The 20,305-nt window shown below is 56.4% G+C and carries 15 protein-coding genes and 11 pseudogenes; 14 read left to right on the forward strand and 12 right to left on the reverse strand.

The window, feature by feature from the left end; all coding sequences use genetic code 11:
* Together EFR00_RS31690 and EFR00_RS33820 are read left to right on the forward strand one after the other, a co-directional pair.
* Positions 1-127, forward strand: a pseudogene (locus EFR00_RS31690) (nitrogenase); the annotation flags it as partial.
* 40 nt (positions 128-167) lie between these two features.
* A pseudogene (locus EFR00_RS33820) lies at positions 168-431 on the forward strand (coproporphyrinogen III oxidase); the annotation flags it as partial.
* Positions 432-442: 11 nt separating this feature from the next.
* On the opposite strand, the pseudogene EFR00_RS31700 reads toward EFR00_RS33820, so the two are convergent.
* A pseudogene (locus EFR00_RS31700) lies at positions 443-1,035 on the reverse strand (IS5 family transposase); the annotation flags it as partial.
* Here EFR00_RS31700 and EFR00_RS31705 point away from each other — a divergent pair.
* Both EFR00_RS31705 and EFR00_RS31715 read left to right on the forward strand, forming a co-directional pair.
* The gene (locus EFR00_RS31705; RefSeq protein ID WP_237350515.1) at positions 925-2,169 is read left to right on the forward strand and encodes a radical SAM protein; all 1,245 of its coding nucleotides are present in this window, start codon (positions 925-927) and stop codon (positions 2,167-2,169) included. The pseudogene EFR00_RS31700 and the gene EFR00_RS31705 overlap by 111 nt on opposite strands.
* A 473-nt stretch (positions 2,170-2,642) precedes the next feature.
* Positions 2,643-3,592: pseudogene (locus EFR00_RS31715) on the forward strand (IS481 family transposase).
* A gap of 132 nt (positions 3,593-3,724) precedes the next feature.
* Here the strand turns inward: EFR00_RS31715 and EFR00_RS31720 are convergent.
* Both EFR00_RS31720 and EFR00_RS31725 read right to left on the reverse strand, forming a co-directional pair.
* Complete coding sequence (locus tag EFR00_RS31720; RefSeq protein ID WP_040111865.1) at positions 3,725-4,264, reverse strand: hypothetical protein; 540 nt, start codon at positions 4,262-4,264, stop codon at positions 3,725-3,727.
* A gap of 129 nt (positions 4,265-4,393) precedes the next feature.
* Entirely contained in the window at positions 4,394-5,068 is a 675-nt protein-coding gene (locus tag EFR00_RS31725; protein WP_040111950.1) for an MreC domain-containing protein, read from the reverse strand.
* A gap of 1,257 nt (positions 5,069-6,325) precedes the next feature.
* Between EFR00_RS31725 and EFR00_RS31735 the strand changes: the two are divergent.
* The 6 genes and pseudogenes from EFR00_RS31735 to nodD1 form a co-directional block, all read left to right on the forward strand.
* Positions 6,326-6,875 (forward strand): annotated as a pseudogene (locus EFR00_RS31735) (carbamoyltransferase C-terminal domain-containing protein); the annotation flags it as partial.
* Between the two features lie 401 nt (positions 6,876-7,276).
* Positions 7,277-7,723, forward strand: a complete 447-nt coding sequence (locus EFR00_RS31740; RefSeq protein ID WP_269465932.1) for an FkbM family methyltransferase — start codon at positions 7,277-7,279, stop codon at positions 7,721-7,723.
* Positions 7,724-7,798: 75 nt separating this feature from the next.
* Positions 7,799-8,087, forward strand: a pseudogene (locus EFR00_RS31745) (transposase); the annotation flags it as partial.
* Positions 8,068-8,771: pseudogene (gene istB / locus EFR00_RS31750) on the forward strand (IS21-like element helper ATPase IstB); the annotation flags it as partial. The pseudogenes EFR00_RS31745 and istB, both read left to right, overlap by 20 nt.
* A 387-nt stretch (positions 8,772-9,158) precedes the next feature.
* Entirely contained in the window at positions 9,159-9,491 is a 333-nt protein-coding gene (gene nolE, locus EFR00_RS31755; RefSeq protein WP_009988764.1) for a nodulation protein NolE, read from the forward strand.
* 166 nt (positions 9,492-9,657) lie between these two features.
* Positions 9,658-10,602 (forward strand): transcriptional regulator NodD1, encoded by a 945-nt coding sequence (nodD1, locus tag EFR00_RS31760; protein WP_040111866.1) that lies wholly within the window; start codon positions 9,658-9,660, stop codon positions 10,600-10,602.
* Between the two features lie 412 nt (positions 10,603-11,014).
* Here nodD1 and EFR00_RS31765 read toward each other — a convergent pair whose 3' ends face one another.
* From EFR00_RS31765 to EFR00_RS31800, 8 genes and pseudogenes are all read right to left on the reverse strand, one after another.
* The gene (locus EFR00_RS31765) at positions 11,015-11,803 is read right to left on the reverse strand and encodes an ABC transporter permease (RefSeq protein WP_009998866.1); all 789 of its coding nucleotides are present in this window, start codon (positions 11,801-11,803) and stop codon (positions 11,015-11,017) included.
* Between the two features lie 3 nt (positions 11,804-11,806).
* Positions 11,807-12,721: a nodulation factor ABC transporter ATP-binding protein NodI gene (gene nodI, locus EFR00_RS31770; RefSeq protein WP_018247215.1), complete on the reverse strand. Its 915-nt coding sequence runs from the start codon at positions 12,719-12,721 to the stop codon at positions 11,807-11,809.
* Positions 12,722-12,806: 85 nt separating this feature from the next.
* Positions 12,807-13,145 (reverse strand): carbamoyltransferase C-terminal domain-containing protein, encoded by a 339-nt coding sequence (locus EFR00_RS31775; RefSeq protein ID WP_408988002.1) that lies wholly within the window; start codon positions 13,143-13,145, stop codon positions 12,807-12,809.
* Positions 13,045-13,443, reverse strand: coding sequence for a carbamoyltransferase N-terminal domain-containing protein (locus EFR00_RS31780; protein WP_245304453.1), 399 nt, complete (start codon positions 13,441-13,443; stop codon positions 13,045-13,047). The genes EFR00_RS31775 and EFR00_RS31780 overlap by 101 nt, the downstream gene beginning before the upstream one ends.
* Positions 13,444-13,479: 36 nt before the next feature.
* Positions 13,480-14,097, reverse strand: a complete 618-nt coding sequence (nodS, locus tag EFR00_RS31785; protein ID WP_077993555.1) for a nodulation methyltransferase NodS — start codon at positions 14,095-14,097, stop codon at positions 13,480-13,482.
* 15 nt (positions 14,098-14,112) lie between these two features.
* Positions 14,113-15,432, reverse strand: coding sequence for a chitooligosaccharide synthase NodC (gene nodC, locus EFR00_RS31790; RefSeq protein ID WP_040111869.1), 1,320 nt, complete (start codon positions 15,430-15,432; stop codon positions 14,113-14,115).
* 7 nt (positions 15,433-15,439) lie between these two features.
* The gene (gene nodB, locus EFR00_RS31795; protein ID WP_040111870.1) at positions 15,440-16,099 is read right to left on the reverse strand and encodes a chitooligosaccharide deacetylase NodB; all 660 of its coding nucleotides are present in this window, start codon (positions 16,097-16,099) and stop codon (positions 15,440-15,442) included.
* 804 nt (positions 16,100-16,903) lie between these two features.
* Positions 16,904-17,439 (reverse strand): annotated as a pseudogene (locus EFR00_RS31800) (IS5 family transposase); the annotation flags it as partial.
* A gap of 446 nt (positions 17,440-17,885) precedes the next feature.
* Between EFR00_RS31800 and EFR00_RS31805 the strand changes: the two are divergent.
* The 4 genes and pseudogenes from EFR00_RS31805 to EFR00_RS31815 form a co-directional block, all read left to right on the forward strand.
* A pseudogene (locus EFR00_RS31805) lies at positions 17,886-18,541 on the forward strand (nodulation protein NodZ); the annotation flags it as partial.
* A gap of 154 nt (positions 18,542-18,695) precedes the next feature.
* On the forward strand, positions 18,696-18,857 hold the full coding sequence (locus EFR00_RS34355) for a nodulation protein NodZ (protein WP_408988003.1): 162 nt from the start codon (positions 18,696-18,698) through the stop codon (positions 18,855-18,857).
* A gap of 153 nt (positions 18,858-19,010) precedes the next feature.
* Positions 19,011-19,382: a hypothetical protein gene (locus tag EFR00_RS31810; RefSeq protein ID WP_077989437.1), complete on the forward strand. Its 372-nt coding sequence runs from the start codon at positions 19,011-19,013 to the stop codon at positions 19,380-19,382.
* A gap of 16 nt (positions 19,383-19,398) precedes the next feature.
* Positions 19,399-20,161 (forward strand): annotated as a pseudogene (locus EFR00_RS31815) (IS5-like element ISRel11 family transposase).
* A 28-nt stretch (positions 20,162-20,189) separates the two neighbouring features.
* Here EFR00_RS31815 and EFR00_RS31820 read toward each other — a convergent pair.
* A pseudogene (locus EFR00_RS31820) lies at positions 20,190-20,305 on the reverse strand (IS630 family transposase); the annotation flags it as partial.

Consider the following 20,305-nt stretch of genomic DNA (forward strand, 5'->3'; position numbering starts at 1 on the left):
AGACAAGGCGGCGAAGCGCCGCAAGAAGCACCTCAGCGTCGCAACGAGCCGCGACGAGCCTGGCGATGAGCCGAAGGCCCTTTCCGAATGCGACGTCAAATCGAACATCAAGTCCATTCCGGGCGTGGCACATGCCCAATAGGACCCAGCTTTCGAGGGAAAAAAACGTGTCAAATATTGAATGTGAACGTGACACGGACTGCAGGCGAAAGTCTTTGCGTGCACCGTCGTCGATTTTCGTTCCGAACACAAATAGCGGGGCGCAGTTGCCTTGGTATACTATCTACCCAACAATACAGGAGTTTTCTCCAGAAATCGGCGCCCACACATATGAGCAATGGCTGAGAAGCCAGGGAACTGATGACGCTGTCTCGCTCTATCTCCACATTCCATTCTGCCGCTCGATGTGCTGGTATTGTGGTTTTCCGACTAGGGCGTAGACTCATAACGATCTGATCCAGATGCGTGCTGCTGCCAGCTTGATTGCGGCGAGAAAGTTGCGCGGGTCTTTGTCGTATCTGGTTGCAATGCCCCGGAACTGTTTGAGTTTGTTGAAGAACCGTTCGATCAAGTTGCGTTGGCGATAGACCCATGCACTGAAGGGGAAGCTGGCCTTGCGATTACGTTTTGCCGGAATGTTGGCCCAGGCCCGTTTTTCCTTGGCCAAGTCTCGCAAGGCGTTGGTGTCGTAGGCGCGGTCAGCAAGGAGGATCGCGCCTTCTCGCATGTCCTGCAGCATCGGCTCTGCCATCCGGTTGTCGTGGGCTTGCCCCGCTGGCAGATCGAGGCTGATCGGCCTGCCGTCTGCGTCGACGACCGCGTGGATTTTCGTCGTTAGGCCGCCGCGGGAACGTCCCATGCAGCCATCGTCTCGATCCCCCTTTTTCCCGTGGCCGCATGCTGATGAACGCGGACACAGGAACTATCGATCATAACGATGTCGCCGTCGAAGGCCTTTGCGATCTCGCGCAAGACATGATCCCAAACACCCGCTTTTCTCCATCGCACAAAACGGTTGTAGCAGGTGGTATAAGGCCTAGCATCACTCGTCGGGACACTTTGATAACCGATTATCTGGCAATGCTGCGCGAGGAAATCCGCCTGGTCGCCGAGCAAGTGCCGCAGGCACTCTCCGTGGGTGACGTGCACTTTGGCGGCGGATCCCCGACCATTATGCCATCGGCAGACTTCCTGTCGCTAATGGAACTCCTGCGCGGCCGTTTTGCGCTTGAGCGAGGTGCAACCATTGCCATTGAGGTCGACCCGCGCACGTTCACCACCGATATGGCCGAAGCCCTAGAAAGAACCGGTGTGAATCGCGCAAGCGTCGGTGTGCAGAGCTTCGATCCCGTCGTACAAAAAGCGATCAACCGGATTCAGAGCGAGGCGCAAGTGATGACCGCCGTCGAAAACCTCCGCCTGTATGGGGTCAGGCGTATCAATTTCGACCTGATGTTCGGTTTGCCGAACCAAACCGTCCAGTCCTGTCTCGAGAGCGCTATGTTCGCTATTGCGATGCGTCCCGACCGCCTCGCGGTTTTCGGTTATTCCCACGTTCCATCTTTTCGAAAAAATCAGCGCTTGATTGACACAGCAGCACTGCCCGATATAGCCGCGCGAGCTGAGCAGGCCTCAGCCATGGCCGATACGTTAGTTGCAGCAGGCTATCTGCAAATTGGTCTCGACCATTTTGCTTTGTCGGATGACGAGCTTGCAATAGCACAGAGAGCTGGTCGTCTGCGCCGAAATTCGCTTGGTTACTCTGCCGAAACCTGCCCAACTGTCATCGGTTTGAGCGCGTCCGCCATTGGTCGTTGCGGCGACGGTTACGTTCAAAACGATCTCACGCAAAGCTGTTATAACCGACACATAGCATCCGGCCGCTTGGCGATCTCAAGGGGCTACCGTTTAACTACCGAGGATCGCGTAAGAGCTGCAATCATCGAACAGCTCATGTGCTACTTGGAGGCGGACATATCAACAATCAGTACGGCTCAGGGATTTGATCAGACCCATCTAGTGAGTTCAGCTAAGCAGCTAGAGATTCTGGCTGAGGATGGGATCGTTGAGTTTGACAACGGTTTAGTCCGTGTGCGGCACGAACGTCGCTCTGCCCTTCGCCATGTCGCTGCCGCGTTCGATGCTTATCTTGGCCGCCAGCCGATCTAGACTGGCAAACGGAGGGCCTTGAAGTGGTCACATAATCGAGCTCGAGTTCGTCGAGAGGTTAGGCAGGAGGCAAGCTCCCAATTGCTCGATTTTAAATCGATCGCTGAATTCGCAGTCCATGGCATGTGTCGGTCTCGATCGCGTCACAGTTCAGCTCTCGCCACTGGCAAAGAAATCCGCCGTCAATATCGTGAAAGGTCTGGCGCAGCACGGCTTCACCGGCTCGGTTGCGCGCGCCAACTTGAAGCAGCGACACCTTCGTTCAAAACCGACCAGACGCCCGGACAGTTCAGCTTGACGCCACCAATGCGGCTTCGATTGCGCAGGCGGCGGAGACGCGCATCCAGGAAACCTGCGGCAGGCTCGATGTTCACGGTGGCGATCGAGCGCGGTTAATTGCCTAGAACATGGCCTAGGTGTTTAGTCCCGGCATTTGATGGGGCAATATTTTCTTTGGCATGGAGGGAAGCACTATGGGCCAGGTTCTACACGGGAGCGCCACGACGACAGAGGCAATCCGTCGAGCAATACAAAATAGTGAGGAGAGCCTGGGAACGCTTTCGAAGCGATACGGGATCAACCAGAAAACCGTAGCGAAATGGAAGAAACGGACATCGTTGGTCGATCTTCCCACAGGCCCGAAGGACCCGCACTCGACGACCCTTTCCCTCGAAGAAGAGGCCGTTATCGTCGCCTTCCGCCGGCATACGTTGCTACCGCTCGATGATTGCCTCTACGCTCTTCAGCCGACCATCTCACATCTGACGCGTTCGTCGTTACACAGGTGTTTGCAGCGCCACGGCATTTCACGTCTGCCGGAGGTCGGAGGCGACAGGGAACCGAAGAAGAAGTTCAAAACTTATCCGATCGGCTATTTCCACATCGATATTGCCGAGGTGCAGACGGCCGAGGGCAAGCTCTATCTCTTTGTCGCATTTGACCGAACATCCAAGTTCGCGTTCGCAGAACTCTACACCAAAGCCGGCAAGATGAATGCCGCCCAGTTCTTACGCAATCTGATCGCGGCAGTGCCCTACACCATTCACACCGTTTTGACCGACAATGGCATTCAGTTCACTAACCGAGCTTGTGATCGAAATGCCTTCCAGCACATCTTCGATTGGGTCTGCGACGATCACAGCATCGAGCATCGCCTGACAAAGGTGAGCATCCCTGGACCAACGGACAGGTCGAGCGGATGAACCGAACGATCAAGGAGGCGACCGTCAAGCGCTTCCACTACGACGATCATGCGCAATTAAAAAAACATCTGGCCGACTTTATCGACGCCTACAATTTCGGGCGCCGGCTCAAGACGCTAAAGGGCCTCACGCCCTACGAGTTCATCTGCAAACAATGGACTTTGGAGCCAGATCGATTCATCATCGATCCCATCCATCAAATGCCGGGACTAAACACCTAAACACTCTTGTCGTCGATCTCGACGAAATGGGGCCGTGTTCGGAACCCAATTATTTGTCCTTGCCGTACACAGGTGATGCTGCCGCTGGCTCCACGACATGCCCGGGGCGACAGGTTGTTGCACTGCGACAGGTCACCGTTCAAACCGCTCCAGCATTGTTCTCAACTGCGCGTTTTGCAGCCTTAGCTTTCTGGCTAACTGCCCCCTGAGCACCCTGATGTCTTCGTCGAGGCTCATCTGGTCCGCAGTGTGAATTGCCGGGGCAGCGTTTGCAATCGCGGCTGATGCCTTCTTACGCGGGGCGACCTCGAGAGTTCGCTCAAGCCTCGTAGCATCGTGCCCAGCGGCGATGTCGGTACCAAGCCCGCCGAATGGAGGTGGATCGGCCGCCTCAACGTTTTTGGCATCTTGGCCGTCGACCTGATCGTGGCCACCGATTCCGACTTCTTTAGAAACAACAAACTCGGTGGAAATTGCAGGAGAATGGCCGTGACGGGGAAGCCCCTCGCTTGCCGGTCGAACGGCGCTTATCAGGCTCTTCTCGGCAGGCGTTTCGGTCGGACCGGCAATGGCCAATGTGTCCGGCGTAACCTTCTGGTCCGAGCCGTTTTCTCGCTTTTGTTCGCGGCCCGGTGAGATCAGTCGGGCAAGAAGTTTCCAGGGAGACGCCATCTATCTGACCTCGCGTTTTATCCCGCAAGCAGGCAGTGAGTTTGGGGTCCGGCAACAGCATTCACCGTTGCCGAATTGTTTGTCTCGATAAGAATGTAGATACGGTCGCTTATTGACCGGCCGCTTATATCATTCGAGCTTGAGCCGTTTGCGCAGATCTTCATTTTCAGCGCGAAGTTTTTCAGCAAGAAGCTTGCGCAGCCGCTGATTTTCCTCTTCCAACTGCAAAAGGTCTGCCATTTCATCGCTCGCCGTCATCGGGGCAGCCGGCGCTGCCTGCACAGCCTTTGGAGCACGGCGCACAGGTGCGCGTTTGGCCCTCGCCGTGGCTTCGATAGCCTTTGTCTTGCGCCCTCTCCTCTTCACACCACCGTCCCCGGCCAGCGCACCTGCCGGCTCTGCCGTAGCGTCAGCTAACGCGGTCTCGAGTGCCGCGACTTTTTTGGCGCGCGGTTTGCGCTGTTTCTTCGGCGCATTAGGCGTTTCGACAACGGTCTGTCCATCGACCTTGGTTGTCGTATTAGTCTCGTCGGCCATGCTCATCTCCTGTATATCTGATGCAGTTGTCGACGGCCCGATGGGCGCTGTCAACAACTGCTCGGCCTGATCTTGTTCCGGCAAAGACATTTCGCTGTCGGGTTTGCCACTCTGAGAGCTACCTGACAGAAAAGGCAATGCCTCTTCCTCTAGATCGCGCGCGACTGACTTTAGATCCACATTGCCCCAGATCGAGTTCGATCTGGCATCAAGTTTTCGCCTGCCGTTCTTGTACTCGACGGCAAAACTGCGTTGCACTTTTTTCAATATAAGAGGCCTTGGAGAATCCACGGGGTGGCTGATGTTATGCTGGAACAGCACGAATAGCGCCTACTGGACTACCAGTCTATACCCACGGTCTAGCCTGAGGCCAATTTTTTAGCGCTGCGCTATTTTTTTGGAGTTACCGCGGCCTCTGCCGATTTATCGTCCCGATCCCTAAAGTGGTGAAGGAGCCGCGCACCAACCCAGGCTTCTCCTTCGTCGGCTGGCGCTTCAACGACCAGATGCTGCGCACTTACGCCGGGGGAAAATGTAGAAGCGCTTGGCCCACGTTTCGCGGCACTCGCAGCGCCAGTGCTGATTAAGACCGAACGCAGTTTCCTTGCAGCTAGCGCCGCCATTAGGCTCATCAATGTGCCGAGACGAACATGCGGCTTGGCTTTGTCGGCTGAAACAGGAGTAGCGAAGGAGTGTTGCTTTTACGACAAGACTGCCTTGCACACGGCCGCCATTGAGAGAAGGGTGGGGTCGCCGCTCGCTTCACTGCTGAGTCACGCCATCGTTTTTATGAATGCATTCCATCCAAACAATCGATTTTACTGATCGAAACGGTTGCCCCTAGAAGACGCTGAAGAAGCGTTTTGTAAAAGCCATAATTCGGAGTTCTTAAAATGGGTCCTCGGGTGCCGTGGAGACTGTGCTGGGAAAACGAGATGAGGCAGTCGGTCTGCTGCCTGGTCTCGATCGTTATCTTGCACTCGACGTGATCGGGTAGAATCTTGGTCGTTGCTTCTCGACGTTTCAGTGGGCTCTCACGGGACGCACTTTTGCCCCGGTCGATGCCGCCTCCTATTCGTCTTCACCGCGCGCTGGTCATCTTTCTGCTGCTTCCCCTTCTCGCGTTGTGCACATTGAGCGCAGATCGGTTCTCACGCTGTGGGCGCCGTTCGACGTGATTATCAATGGCGGTCCCACCGCGTGGAGCTGAGTTCGGTACTGGCGCATAGTGACGGAGGCCGGCGGCGGAACTCTGTGTGCTATGCCTCGGAGCAGGCGCACTCGCCGCTGCAAGGATACGGTGTGCGACCTTTGCAGCGACCACCAAACGTCGTTGTGGCTGTCGGGCGGAAAGATGAAGGACTGGGTAATGTGGATGCGTTACGCGGCGTTACTGCCGCAAATGCTTCGGTCTGGGTTTCTGTTAGCGCCGATTGTCGGCAATGTCACCGATCCGGTCACGATCTGATTTCAGCTTCGACCCGTGAGCTCTAGGTGCACTGTCAAGCGCCACCCTATGAAACTACGAAAGCCGGTGGCCAGGCCAGAGCGACCTACCTTTCGAAACGAACTGGAGAGCAACCCGGCGTTCCGATCTTGCTCAACACGTCGTTTAACAACAACGCCGAGCCGGTAGTGGATTCGGTTAGGGATGCCGTAACGACCTTTTTGACGACCGACCTGGATGCACTTGTGATCGGTCCATTTCTCGTCAAGAAGCGAATCTCAACGATGGAGGAGTGGAATAAACTAGCAGTTTCCTTGCCACCTTACGCAAGTCTCCATCAGGCGCGTGCATATTCCACCCTGGATCGGCAAGAGACTGTATGTGAGATCCGCACAGGCCCCTCCAGCCTGCAGGCCGTGAGTATTTCTAATTAGGATTGAGGGAGAAGCCCTGGTTGGCGACATTTTGGATGGAATCGCGCCGGTTTCAGGTAGTCGTGAGACTTTCCTAAATGAACTTCGGCAGATTTGGGAGCAGCGTTGCATATGCTTAAGCCCGGTACGTGGCCGCAAATCACAGGTATCCGTCCCCGCTGAGGCCTCGGTGACTAGTGGGCTTTCAGCATAGCTTGGAATCGCTTCGTTACGCCAAACAAACTCGCGAATAGCAAAGCCCGCGACCGACAATGCGCCGTGCCCACGTAATCGCACGGCGAAGCGTCAACAACCATGTCGAAAGAAGGGCCATATGGCTCGGTATTTCAGTGATATCCTACCCGAGCTCGTTCAGCAGGGCACTTCGAAAACTTAAGGAGACTGTGATGGATCCGGTGTGTGAGTTAAACGTACATCGACAGATCGTTTCGCTTCTCGATAAGCCTAACCCTGTAATCTTTGACATTGGGTGCAATGACGAAGCGATGCTCAACGCTTTCTGCGCCTTCTTCCGAGCGCCCAGCTCTATTGCTTTGAGCCAGACCCCAGAGCCGCTGCACGCTTCAAGGAAAAATGGGTTCTTATCGGGATCGGATGAGGCTATCCGAGGTTGCGATCAGCGACCGAAACGCGAGGATCGAGTTTCATCCCAGCAATGGCAATGACAGCGCTAAGGAATGGGATCTCTCGGGCTCGATACGCCGTCCCAAGAACCATCTTTCTGAGTACGAGTGGGTTCGGTTTGACCCTCCGATTTCGGTTGAGACTAGGAGGCTGGATGACTGGTGCAGCGAAGCTGGCCTAGAGAACATAGATCTCATCTGGATGGATGTGCAGGGAGCCGAGGCCGACGTTATTGCCGGTGGCAATCAGATCCTGATGAGAACGCGTTACATATATACTGAGTATAGTGATCATGAGCTCTATGAACGCCAGCTTCCCCTGCGCGCCATTCTTGAGCTCTTACCTTCCTTCCAGATGGTAGTTGAGTATCCCCGAGGAGTGGAGGGTGACGTTTTGCTTAAAAACACAAGCCTATAGCCGGTTCCCTTTTTAGGATTCAAGAACCGCGCCGAGTTTGCCGGAGGCTTTAACTCATGAGAGATTGGAGCCGATATGAGCAAGACAACGAACAAATTCTCGCCTGAAGTCCGTGAGCGTGCCATCCGCACGGTGCTGGATCACGAAGCCGAGCACCGCGCGGTGGGCTGCCGTTTCATCTATCGCGGCCAAGATCGGCTGCTCGCCGGCCACGCTGCACGAATGGGTGAAGAAGACCGAGGTCGATAGCGGTAAGCGAGCAGGCCGGCCGAACGATGTCGCCGAGAAGATGAAGGCTCTTGAGCGGGAGAACCGCGAGCTTCGTCAGGCCAACGAGATTCTGCGCAAAGCGTCGGCGTATTTTGCCCAGGCGGAACCTGCCACCGGGAAAGACGCTCGACAGCTTTGATTTTGATGCAGTATCTATGGTCTCCAAGGCCCAGGTCATGGCCATTGCCGCTGGCGATAGCTGGCTCGCCAAAGGTGCCAATATCCTCATGTTCGGTCCGCCGGGCGGCGGAAAGAGCCATCTCGCCGCGGCCATCGGCCTCGCGCTAATCGAGAACGGTTGGCGGGTGCTGTTCACTCGCACGACCGACCTCGTCCAGAAACTGCAGGTCGCACGGCGTGAACTCCAGCTCGAATCCGCCGTCGCAAAGCTCGACAAGTTCGATCTGCTTATCCTCGACGACCTGGCCTACGTCACTAGGACCAGGCCGAAACCCGCGTGCTCTTCGAACTCATCTCCGCAAGATATGAGCGGCGCTCCATCATCATCACCGCCAATCAGCCCTTTGGAGAATGGAACCGCGTCTTTCCGGACCCGGCCATGACGCTTGCCGCGGTGGACCGACTTGTTCATCACGCTACGATCTTCGAAATGAACGTCGAAAGCTAACGGCGACGTTCCGCGATGGAGGCCAAACGTGGTCGACCCAGCCGGCTTGCGGCCATACCTCTATCTCATTGCAAAACGACGACACTGAAACGTCAGGAATTCGGTCTTCTCCATACAAGGCAGCCGATCGAACAAAATGTCGTAGCCTGACGGGAGACGCGGGGGTGTCCCTCCCGCATGCGGCGCCCTTTGCTATCCCGGATGAAGGGGATGGCGGCAACGACATGCGCAAGCCCACTGAGGATAGAAGGACTGGGTGAAAACGCGCCCCTGAAAACAGTGGGGTTGGCGACACTTGTTGGTTCGGGCAGGCAAGACATCGTCTGCATGCATCAAATGGATGACTCGCATTTAAACAATAGATTTCACCAATTTTCGCGGATGCTCCATAGACGGCCGTCTCCACTCCACCGGGTATGATCCGTTGAAAGGCTCTCAACCAATCCAACAACGCCTATAGCCCCGAAGCACTGGCGGCGGAATGGCATCAATCCTACCTGGTATCGCCTGGCCTTAGTCGAAGAAAGGAAACGTCTCATGAAGGTTATTGGTTACTACGTCATCGTTGCAGCGTTGCTCGCATTGACATTGCGGGCCGGGCCGTCACTTGCAGCAGATGATCGTAACCAAGATTGCGGCCCGGCGACAAGTGACCCCCGCGCAAACCTGAATGGTGCTGACAAAGCCCATTCAGCGGAGCACACTCAAGACTTCAATTGCCAAGATACTCCTGCCGAAGAAGGTGAGTGCTACGAGTGCGTCTTACCCCCCGAAGTACATATTCAAGGCGCCGAAGTGATCGACGTCGCAGACCGAAACCTTTATCCGCGGAAAACACTGCTACTCGCCAGATTGATCAGGCACCACTGAATCGTGTCGGTTGAAGGTAGCAGTAAGACCATCAAAGCCACGGCGGCTGGAACATCGATACTTTCTCAATTTTAGGCGACCCTTTGCTTGCTGGTCTCTCGTGGCGCCGCACCGCGAGACCAAGCCTTTTCACCTTTTATCTCGCCACCTCGCTACGGATGAAGACATGCGGTTCAAGGGCCTTGATCTGAATCTCCTCGTCGCACTCGACGCCCTGATGACCGAGCGTAATCTCACGGCGGCAGCGCGCAGCATCAACTTGAGCCAACCGGCCATGAGCGCGGCGGTCGGCAGGTTACGCACCTATTTTAATGACGACCTTTTTACCATGGTCGGTCGCGAACTCGTTCCAACCCCGCGTGCGGAGCGGCTCGCGCCTTCGGTCCGCGAGGCTCTGCTTCACATCCAGGTCTCGATCATATCCTGGGATCCGTTTTGCCCTGCTCAATCGGATCGCTGCTTCAGGGTCATTCTTTCCGATTACGCCGCATTGGTTTTTTTTGAAAAGGTCGTGACGCGTGTCGCCCGAGAAGCGCCCGCCGTCAGCTTCGAGTTGCTGCCGATCGCCGATAACTACGATGATTACTTGCGGCGCGGTGACGCCGATTTTCTCATCTTTCCGGAATTGCTCATGTCGCGCGCACATCCTAAGGTGGCGTTATTCGAGGAGACCCTCGTGTGCGTGGGCTGCCACTCGAACAAGCTACTCTCGGAGCAACTTACACTCGAGAGGTATATGTCGATGGGACACGTTGTGGTGAAGTTTGGGAACGCTAGGACGGCTTCCATCGAGGAATGGTGTTTGCTTGGGCATGGGCTTAAGAGACATGTCGAAGTAGTCGTGCAGGGCTTCAGCATGGTTCCGTTCATGCTTTCAGGGACCGAGCGCATAGCGACAATGCCCTTACGCCTGGTCAAGCAGCTCGAAAAGACAATACCCCTACGGATCGCCGACCTTCCGATACCGTTGCCCGCATTCACACAAGCCCTCCAATGGCCCGCGCTTCACAATAGTGATCAAGCAAGCCTCTGGATGCGGGACGTGCTATGTCAGGAAGCATCCCGCATGCCCTCGCCCCATGAGGTAATGAGACGTCTCAGGATTTCCTAGCATTCTTTCGTGGTTTTGTCGTTCGGCGTGATTCATGGCGTCGGAATGAGGAGCCTCTTTGAGACGCCGCCGCTACAGTCTCACGGATGATCGATCCTGTCGCCGCTGGCCCAACAGCCGCGCTGACTGACGACCAAGTATGGAGGAACTGGACAGATGCTCTCCTACGCCCGCCGTTCAACCGACCAATGAAACAACCTCCTCGACAGTTTGTCGACGACGCAAGTCGAAGGTTCACGCAGCTCCAATCGACATTAGCAAGGTGGCCAGTTGCAGAGCGAAAAACCTGCATCGTCTCACCGGCGCCGACACGGGTTCATTTGTTCCGGACTATGATGATTTCTTCAGAGCTCTGCGGGTCTTTTCAAGATACTGCATCGCAATACCCCTCATGGCGCGGTGGCGAGTAGCGTCAAGACATCAGGCGCCGACGCAACAGCGCTGCCGACAGGAAGAACGGCAAAATCGCGTAGATGCAAAGCGCGCCTATATGCAGGCCCATGCTGCCCGCGGGGCGCCCAAGCATTGCCGGGCGTATGAGGTCGATCGCATGCGCTAGAGGCAAGAACTGCGCTACCTGCTGAAAGGCCTGGGGCAGTTGCGCGATTGGAAACACCGCGCCGCACAAGAACAGCATTGGTGTCAGGACGAGCGTCTGGTAAAAAATGAAATACTCGTAACTGGGCGCAAGCGCCGTGACTACCATCGCAAGGCTCGCGAATGCAAATCCAGTGAGCATGATAACTGGCAGCACATAGACGACTGATGGCCACGTCGCATAGCCTAGCACGGTGGCGACGATTATGATTCCCGTACCGGCAAGAAATGCCTTGCTCGCTGCCCATGCCAACTCACCCAGGATGATGTCCCCAAGTGTCATTTGTGTGTAGAGCATGGCTTCCCAGGTGCGTTGGGCGTGCATTCGCGTAAAGGCCGCGTAAATCGTCTCGAACGTCGCAGAGGTCATCGCGCTTGTCGCCACCATGCCGCCCGCCAAGAACGCAACGTAGGTTGTGCCGTCAACGCGACCCACAATAATTCCGAGGCCAAGGCCGAGGCCAAAAAGGTAGATCATAGGATCGGCCAGACTTCCAACAATTGACGCAAGTGCTACTTTCTTCCATGCCAGATAGTTGCGTCGCCATATCGCAATCCAGTTAAAAGCGTTGGCGGGCAGAGCCGCGGCACAACCTTCACCCATCGTTCACTTCTCCATCTCGCGCCCGGTCAACCGCAAAAACACATCCTCAAGATTCGGCGGACGCTGCAGAATGCGCAAGCCCGCGCGCTCCCGCAACCGCACACGCACCTGCTCCGGGTCGGACACATAGCAAAAAAGGGTCTCGCCGCTAATTTCGACGCGATCGGCATATGGCCCGACCAGCGATTCCAATTCATGCGGATCGCCGCCGTAGATCTCAATGACTTCGCACCCGATCAGTTCATCGATCAGGTCATGCGGACGCCCTTCGGCAATGCTGCGACCTCTTTCGAGTACGCAGAGTCGATCGCATAACCGTTCGGCCTCTTCCATGAAATGGGTGGTCAAGATGATCGTTTTGCCGCGCGTAAGCAGGGAACGCAGGCGCTCCCAGATCAGGTGGCGCGCGTGCGGGTCGAGACCGGTGGTCGGCTCGTCCATGACAAGTAGCTGCGGGTCATTGATCAACGCACGCGCTAGCGTCAGGCGCCGCTTCATGCCGCCTGAAAGTTCAGATACACGCGCATTCACCTTGCTCTCTAGGCGTGCAAACTCAAGGAGCGACGGCATGACCGCCTCGACTTTGCGTGTATTCATGCCGAAGTAGCGGCCGTAGACCAGCAGATTCTCGCGCACAGTGAATTCAGGCTCAAGGTTGTCGAATTGCGGCACCACGCCGATACCCTTTCGCGCCAAGCGAGCCTGGGCAGGCACCGGCACGCCGAGCACAGTAATCTTCCCCGCATCAGGGGCTGTCATGCCAAGGATCATGCGTGCGATCGTGCTCTTGCCCGCGCCGTTCGGTCCAAGCAGCCCGAAGCATTGCCCCGGGGAAACGCGGAACGATAGCGCGTTGACCACGGCCTTGTCGCCATATGTCTTGCTTACGTCGGAAAAATCTATTGCGGACATGAACATGCGCTCATCTGACCCTCGGGCGCCGTTGACTGGCATTTCTTCGGTTGGTTGTGTTCTTCTTGGTCCATCGCACCGTATGATGTGTTCATTGCGTCTCCATTAAAGGGCTGCAGCAGCATCCGGGAAAACGCCTCGTCCGTGGTAATTGGCACTCTGTTGCAGAGCAGCCGAATGTCCCTGAGCTTGTTACATTCGAAGAGTAGCTCGGCGACTTCACGGAGAGAGTGCCTGGGATGGTCTGCAATCGTGCAGATTCATCGAGATGGACAACAGCCGGAATTCTGTCCTGGCATCTCATCCGCGTCTGATGCTTAAACAACATTTCACAATCCGGAGTTCGAGGGCTGACTATATAAGGCGCACGGTCCTCCAGGCAGATCGGCGCCACGAGGCGGAGCCACGGGCTGCGGTGGCCGCGTGGCACCTATCACGATGATAGTTCTTGCAGGAAAATGCCCTGTCATTGGAACGAGACCGGAGCCCTCGACGGATTCGAGAGAACTTTCAGCATTGTCACCCCTTCCATCGATGATGATTTGATCAATAACGCGTGGATCCGGACCGTGTTGCGCCAATGCGGCGACAATCGCGTCGAGATTGTCGACAGTTTCATATCGCGGGTTGTTGCCCCGCTTCTCCTGCTCGACGCAGGAGGCGAGCCACCCATCCTCGACAAGCGCGTCCGCTCCGTCACGGGTCAATTTTATACCACAGACGCGCATAGTGTCTCCATGTCTGAACGTCGAGGGTTGGGGCCGTTAGGAGGCAGAAATTGGATTCCGGAAACAGGCGAGTAAGCAATCTTCGTTGACCGACCCACCCCGACACTCAAGCCGCTCTACCTCGAGCAAAGTTTCGTTCAGCATGCCGAGGACCGTCTCAGCACCAGCAACGTGGCCCCAGCGACGACAATTAGCGTCGCGCGCCGATCCGAAAACCAGATATCCATCTGGCGCAAGCATCCGCACTAAATTCCGAACAGCCCCTCTCATCTCGGCTATTCCTCCAATGTAGTAGAGCACTTCCGCCACAACGATCAAATCAAACCTCTCGTCAGGTGAAAACTGTTGAACATCAGAGACTATCCAGCTGATGTGCGGAGAATCCCTCATGCGTCGACGCGATCTTTCTATAGCGTGAGGCACAACATCGATCACGGTGAGCCGTTTGCAGTGGGGGGCTAGCTGCACCGTAAATGCGCCGGCAGCGCATCCCACTTCGAGCGCACTTGAGATGGATCCCTGGGCAAGCGCCAAGCGGAGCATTTGCGTGTGACGCTCACGCTCGAATGGATTGGCCTCGAGTCCCCATGGATCGGGTGCAGCCAGTTCCCGATTCAGCAATTGATAATTGTCGCTCTGTGTCAACTCGTTCACCTCGGTAAATAGATCTTACTCGTCGCTGCACATGCAGTCAGACGTCGTTCGCCTGGCAGGATCGCGGGCGGGGTTGAGCCTTCGAGGCGCTGTCGCATGTCCAGTGCGTGCATCAGTCGTCGGATGTTGATTCGAGTTGCCAGCAGAGCTGCGCGCCAGCCAGTCGCTATTGCTCAGCGTGCACAGCGCGTAGGCTTTCAAGGGAAGTAGCAGAAAAATACTGATAAATGCGTGCAGAGAGAACCCGAGGAACCGTAGTTGGCGGGCCCGAAGCGCGACAACGCTGCAGTGGATCATCGTCATGGCCACAATCATCAGGGCTGGCAACCAAGGCACGTTGCCCGTCAATGCAAGCTGTGCGAGCCCCGTCAGCACTGATAGTGCCAGAAGCAGCGGTCCGAGGTTCTGTCCGACAACGTCGAGCGTAAGGAAGCGATTGAGGTTGGGCAGCAGGCGCAGCCCAAGCAACGTGTCCCGGAACGTGCTCCGCGCCCAGCGTAGTTGTTGGCGCAGATACGGTCCTAGCTTGTTCGGAACGACTGTCGCTGCGATGGCGCTCGGCACGTACTCCGTTCGAAAGCCTGCCTTCAGCATGAGAATGGTGAGATGCCGATCCTCACCGAAATCGCTTGGCTTTCCCCGAAAATACTGTGATTCGTACTGGTCAAGCAGCGAAGCGAGCGCAGAGCGACGGTAGATAGCACATGGACCGCAGCAGCACATAACGGCTCCGAAGCGAGCTTGTGCCGCACGCTCCTCGTTGCAAGCCAGCCAGTACTCCATATCGATCAAACGGGTCAGCCAACTATCGTTTCGGTTGCGGGCCGTCAACTGTCCCATGGCCGCGCCGACAGCCGGATCTTGCATTTTAGGCACGAGCTTCCTGATGACGTCAGATGCGAGGATCGTGTCGGAGTCGACGTTTAACACCATATCTCCAGCAGAGCGGCGTATCGCGGCGATCTGTGCCTTCCGTTTACCGACATTCTGGGGAAGCAGGAGAATATTGAATCTGGGGTCTCTTGCGAAGGCCTCGTGCACAGGTCGCAAAGCCTCGCGATTTTCGGAACCGTCATCAACTAGGTAAACCTGCAGCCTTCCCCCGTATTCCTGACCCGCAATAGAAGCCAGGCACTCCGAAAGCGTGCGGGGATCCTCGTTGAAGCTTGGCACGATGACATCTACGCTGGGCAGCTCGTCAAAGCCGGCCAAGCCCTGGGACGCCAATGAAACATCGGTCGGCAGAGAATAAACGGCCTGCATGCTTTTATAAGCAGTCGAGAGAAGTGCATAAAGCGAGACGGCGACAGTGCTGGTTGTGTCAAGCATATCCATCGGATCTTCAGAACTCCCGAGTAAGCGAGCGGAATACAAAGCCGCGATCATGTAAAGCTGGAATTATCCTAGATAACGCCATAATAGTCTGGTGGCGCAGACTGCGGTCAGTTCCTTGCTGCATTTCACTGGAGGGACAACCGTCGTGCAAGAGCACGATTGACCCCGGTCGGACAGACTGCAGCACATCATTGACAATGGCGTCGGCCCCGGGAAGAGACCAGTCTCGTGGATCTACCGACCAGTGCACGGCAGTGAGTTCCGCATTCGCCGAAGCCTTGAGTACTTCTTCGGTCCAGATGCCGTAAGGAGCCCGGATGTGCCGCACCACCGCCTGAGGCGACGCCATTTTTATGGCTCTGTTTGTCTCGAGTATCTGACGTTGCACCTCGTCGGGTTCGCAGTCAGACAGGTCTGGATGCGTCATTGTGTGGTTGGCGACTTCATGCCCCTCTGCAATCATTCGCTGGACCAATTTCGATTGATCGGCCAGAAACTCGCCGATGACGAAGAATGTTGCCGGCACCCGGTGTTCAGCCAGAATATCAAGAATCTCCGGTGTACAAAATGGATGCGGACCGTCGTCGAACGTCAAATAAACGCTGTGACGACCAGTGCCGTCATCGCGCTCACCGTGCACTTCGCACGAGCAATCGAGTTGCGTCATTGCTCTCGTCCTTTCCGGTAAATTATCTTGGTGGGCCATTCGGAGACCGGCCGCCCAAAGGGTAGGATGATGACGCCGCGCGTGGACGCAGGTCAAAACGCGCGCGTGGCAGCGTGTAGCGTAGGCCGTTTCCCAAAATAGCGGTCACCAGGCCGCCTCGTCTGAATTGTCAATACCGCGGCTCGTTGCGGACTGTACCGAGTGCGATTGGTGGTGAACCCCCGAGCTGTCGACGATTGCAAGGTGATGCAATGGGCTGATCGACCGCTTATGCAAGCATTACATTCCAAAGCCACACATTTGATCCCTCTACACCACTGGCGCGCCATCGACAACTTGATTTCCGTCAAGATGCTCGTCTAATGGATCACGCCATTTAATTCGTAAAATCGATTGTTTGGATGATACCCATTCACGGCATAGATAAAATTCGAGCTCCACGGTTCCTACTAACGGACCGAGCCTGTTGTCGCGACGGCGGGGGACTTGCGTCGTCGCTCCCTGGAAGAACTTATCATGGCTCGGCATTGGCGGCTTTCTAACCTACTCTGGGTAAAGCTCTGGAGCAGATTGAAACCTTCCGGAAGCCTGAAAGCGCCGGATAGAATCGCTCGGCTATGGCTGTCAAACGACTCGAGGAACTAGTCCCACTTGCCGAATTGAAGAACTGACCCCATCGGTTTGTGCTTCGTTAGATCCGAGCACTGGCCCCAATCTTCCGCAGATTGCCGGAGCGTCGCTTTTGGCTAAGCCGATAACTGCCGCCCGGATGGTGACCACCGTCGAGAGGTGAAAGCAGGCGTCTCGCAAGGCGTTGGTGTCGTAGGCGCGGTCAGCAAGGAGGATCGCGCCTTCTCGCATGTCCTGCAGCATCGGCTCTGCCATCCGGTTGTCGTGGGCTTGCCCCGCTGTCAGATCAAGGCTGATCGGCCTGCCGTCTGCGTCGACGACCGCGTGGATTTTCGTCGTTAGGCCGCCGCGGGAACGTCCCATGCAGCCATCGTCTCGATCCCCCTTTTTCCCGTGGCCGCATGCTGATGAACGCGGACACAGGAACTATCGATCATAACGATGTCGCCGTCGAAGGCCTTTGCGATCTCGCGCAAGACATGATCCCAAACACCCGCTTTTCTCCATCGCACAAAACGGTTGTAGCAGGTGGTATAAGGCCCATATCGTTCCGGCACGTCTGCCCAAGGCGAGCCTGTGCGGAACCGCAACAAAATGCCGTTGATCACTCGCCGGTCATCGACCCGCGGCACGCCGCGAACCTTGTTGGGCAACAAGGGCTGAATAATCGCCCACTCGAAATCAGTCAGGTCGAAACGACGGCGAGTCACGCAAGGCCTCCAAATCAAAGCCTCATTGAATCATCACCCATCCGGTTAGAAAACCCCGTTTATGAGTTTGCAGCCTAGATCGGCGCCATCCTCGATGAATCGGCGAAGCGCGCCAACATGAGCCGTACCGCAACATACGTCACAGCCAATTTGCGCGGAAGCTCCGGCCTCTCGCTCCGACCCAAGTGCGATGCCGATGGGTTGGATCGGGTGCGAGATAAACGACTGAACGATGACGGAGCGATATGCGGCGACTTCACCGCCCGGACTGAAAAGGCGTATGGCGCCGCAACTTCCAGTCTGGCGGAAAATCGTAAATCTGTGAGACGAAGGGTCATGCATAAAAATTGGCGAGAATCACGATCGCTGATGCAGGTCCGGGAATTGATATGCAGAATTTCAGCAGAATTTAAGCCGATGCGCTTTTCCAGAACAAGGCAACGAACATGCTCGCTGGCGACCTGAAGAGGGATCGGTATGTTGTTTCTCGACGGCGGACTGGTTTCGGTGATTGTCTCTGTTCGCTGGCGGCAGCTTGGCGCTATGCACAGCGAACGGGGCGGACGCTGGCCATCGATTGGCGTGGCTCCTGCTATCTCAATCAACCCTTCACCAACGCTTTTACGGTGTTCTTCGAGCCGATTCAAGATATTGCTGGCGTACGGGTTATTTGCGATGACCAGATCACCAGTTCTCATTTCCGGGACCGTTCTTCCCATCATGGTGGAACAAGCCCTCAATCGAGAGCGTTTACCGCCCCGATGAACAAATTTTCCGGGAACGTGAACCGAGCTTCTTTAAGCCCAGGACGATACTGATGCCAACACGGTAGTTTGTGATGCCTATGTGGCGGTGCGACCAAGCTGCCGAACGCCAGATATTTCAGAGCCTCAACCTTAGACCGGAAATTCCGGCTCGTATTCACGCCATCGATCAGGAGCACTTCAAGGGGCGCAGTATCATCGGTGTGCACGTACGGCACGGCAATGGCGAAGATATAATGGACCATGCGCCCTACTGGGCCGATCCGGAGTTGGCCTTACGCCAGGTGTGCACTGCCATCGAGAAGGCCAAAGCGCTACCGCATCGACGCCCTGTGATGGTTTTCTTGTGTACGGACAGCGCGCAGGTACGGGACCATTTACTCGGTGTGTTTCCCGATCAATCACTATCCCGAAATGCTTCCAGGAGGGCCAGGCCGGCCATTACACAGTGCATCGCTCGGAGTGGACGGCGGTATCTCTGCTCTTACAGAGATGTACCTTCTCGCCCGATGCGATACGGTAATTCGCTTTCCGCCGACCAGCGCCTTCACGCGCTATGCCCGTCTCTTCGTGCCACGTGTTATTGAGTTCGACTTGAAAGATCCGACTCGCTTGATCTTGACTGATGAATCGTCCGAGCATGAGCCGGCTTGATGAACCGGCACTCCGCTGAACAAATTCTCGGCGCCCTCGATTGAGGAGAGGTGTTCACTGGATCGCGATGTAAGCGCAGCACGCGACGAGGCAAGGCGGGGGCGCATCCTCTCCTAGCGTCTAGCGCGTCCAAAGGCTTGCTGGATCATTGTTGTGAAGGGTAGCTATTGGGCGCCTTCGGTGAATGGAAACGGCACCGCGCGCTCGACCCGCATCATTGGCATAGCAAGCTCGCACGTCGGCGATTCCGATGGGACGAGGACGTTCGCGCGCCACAGCCTCGTCGGCGCCTTAGCCGACGCCCTGCCTGATGCGAGGGCGTTCGTCGGGCTTGGTCGACAGATTGCCATCAAGCTGATGTTCGTGCTCTATGCGGTCGTGGGCGTGGCCGGTGCCGTTCTTTATTCCCGCATCCCGACACGTCTGGCAAACCGCTCGACCACAGAAGCCGCCGCCGCGCTAGGCTGTAGTGACAAATTAATGATTTGGGATTCCGTTTTGGGAGCAAATCAGATTCAACGCTGACTTTTGGAGGTTGGCGATGGATGGTGAGGTTCTTCGAGACGATCAATGGGAGCGGCTGAAGCCGTTAGTGCCCGGCGGTCGCAAAGGCCGGCGCGGTCCGCGTAGTGACGGACGCCGGTTCTTCGATGCGGTATTGTGGCTCGCCCGGTCGGGTGCGCGCTGGCGTGATCTGCCGGAAGACCGCTTCGGCCCCTATCAGACGATCAAACGGCGCTACTATCGCTGGATCGAACAGGGCATCTTCGACAAGATTTTCGAAGCCGTCGCGATCGATCCGGATATGGAGTGGTTGTCCATCGACGCCACGGTGATCCGGGCACAAGCGCAAGCGGCAGGCGGACGCCGAAAAAGGGGGGACCGCAAGCCCAGGCTCTCGGCCGTTCCCGCGGGGGATTTGGCAGCAAGATCCATGCAGTAGTCGATGCGCTCGGCTTGCCGGTGCGCCTTCACCTGGGACCCGGCCAGCAGAATGATATGGCGCCTGCCTGCGATCTCGTCCGGGGGCTGCCGGCCAAGCAGGTGCTCGCCGACCGCGCCTATGACGCCGACAGCCTGCATGACATTACTCTCGAACAAGGTGGCGAACCGGTCATTCCACCACGCCGTCATCGAAAGTATCAGCAGCCTACGACCGCATCGCCTACAAGGCCCGCTGGGGGATCGAGAGCTTCTTTGCAAAGCTCAAGCAATGGCGGCGAATCGCAACGCGCTACGACAAAATCGCCGCCAACTTCATGGGATTCATCAAAATCGCCGCCATCATGCTCTGGCTCAAATGATTAAATTGTCACTACAGCCTAGAGCGTTTCAGGTTTTCACGGAAGCATATCCGGCATTGGCGAAGTAGTTGCTGCATTCGCTGGGCTCGATGGTTGTGACGAGCTGTCCGATGTGGCGCCAGGTGTCATCGATGGTTCGCTTCT

Origin of the sequence: Rhizobium sophoriradicis (assembly GCF_003939025.1) — a bacterium.
In the GTDB taxonomy this organism is placed as follows: Bacteria; Pseudomonadota; Alphaproteobacteria; order Rhizobiales; family Rhizobiaceae; genus Rhizobium; species Rhizobium sophoriradicis.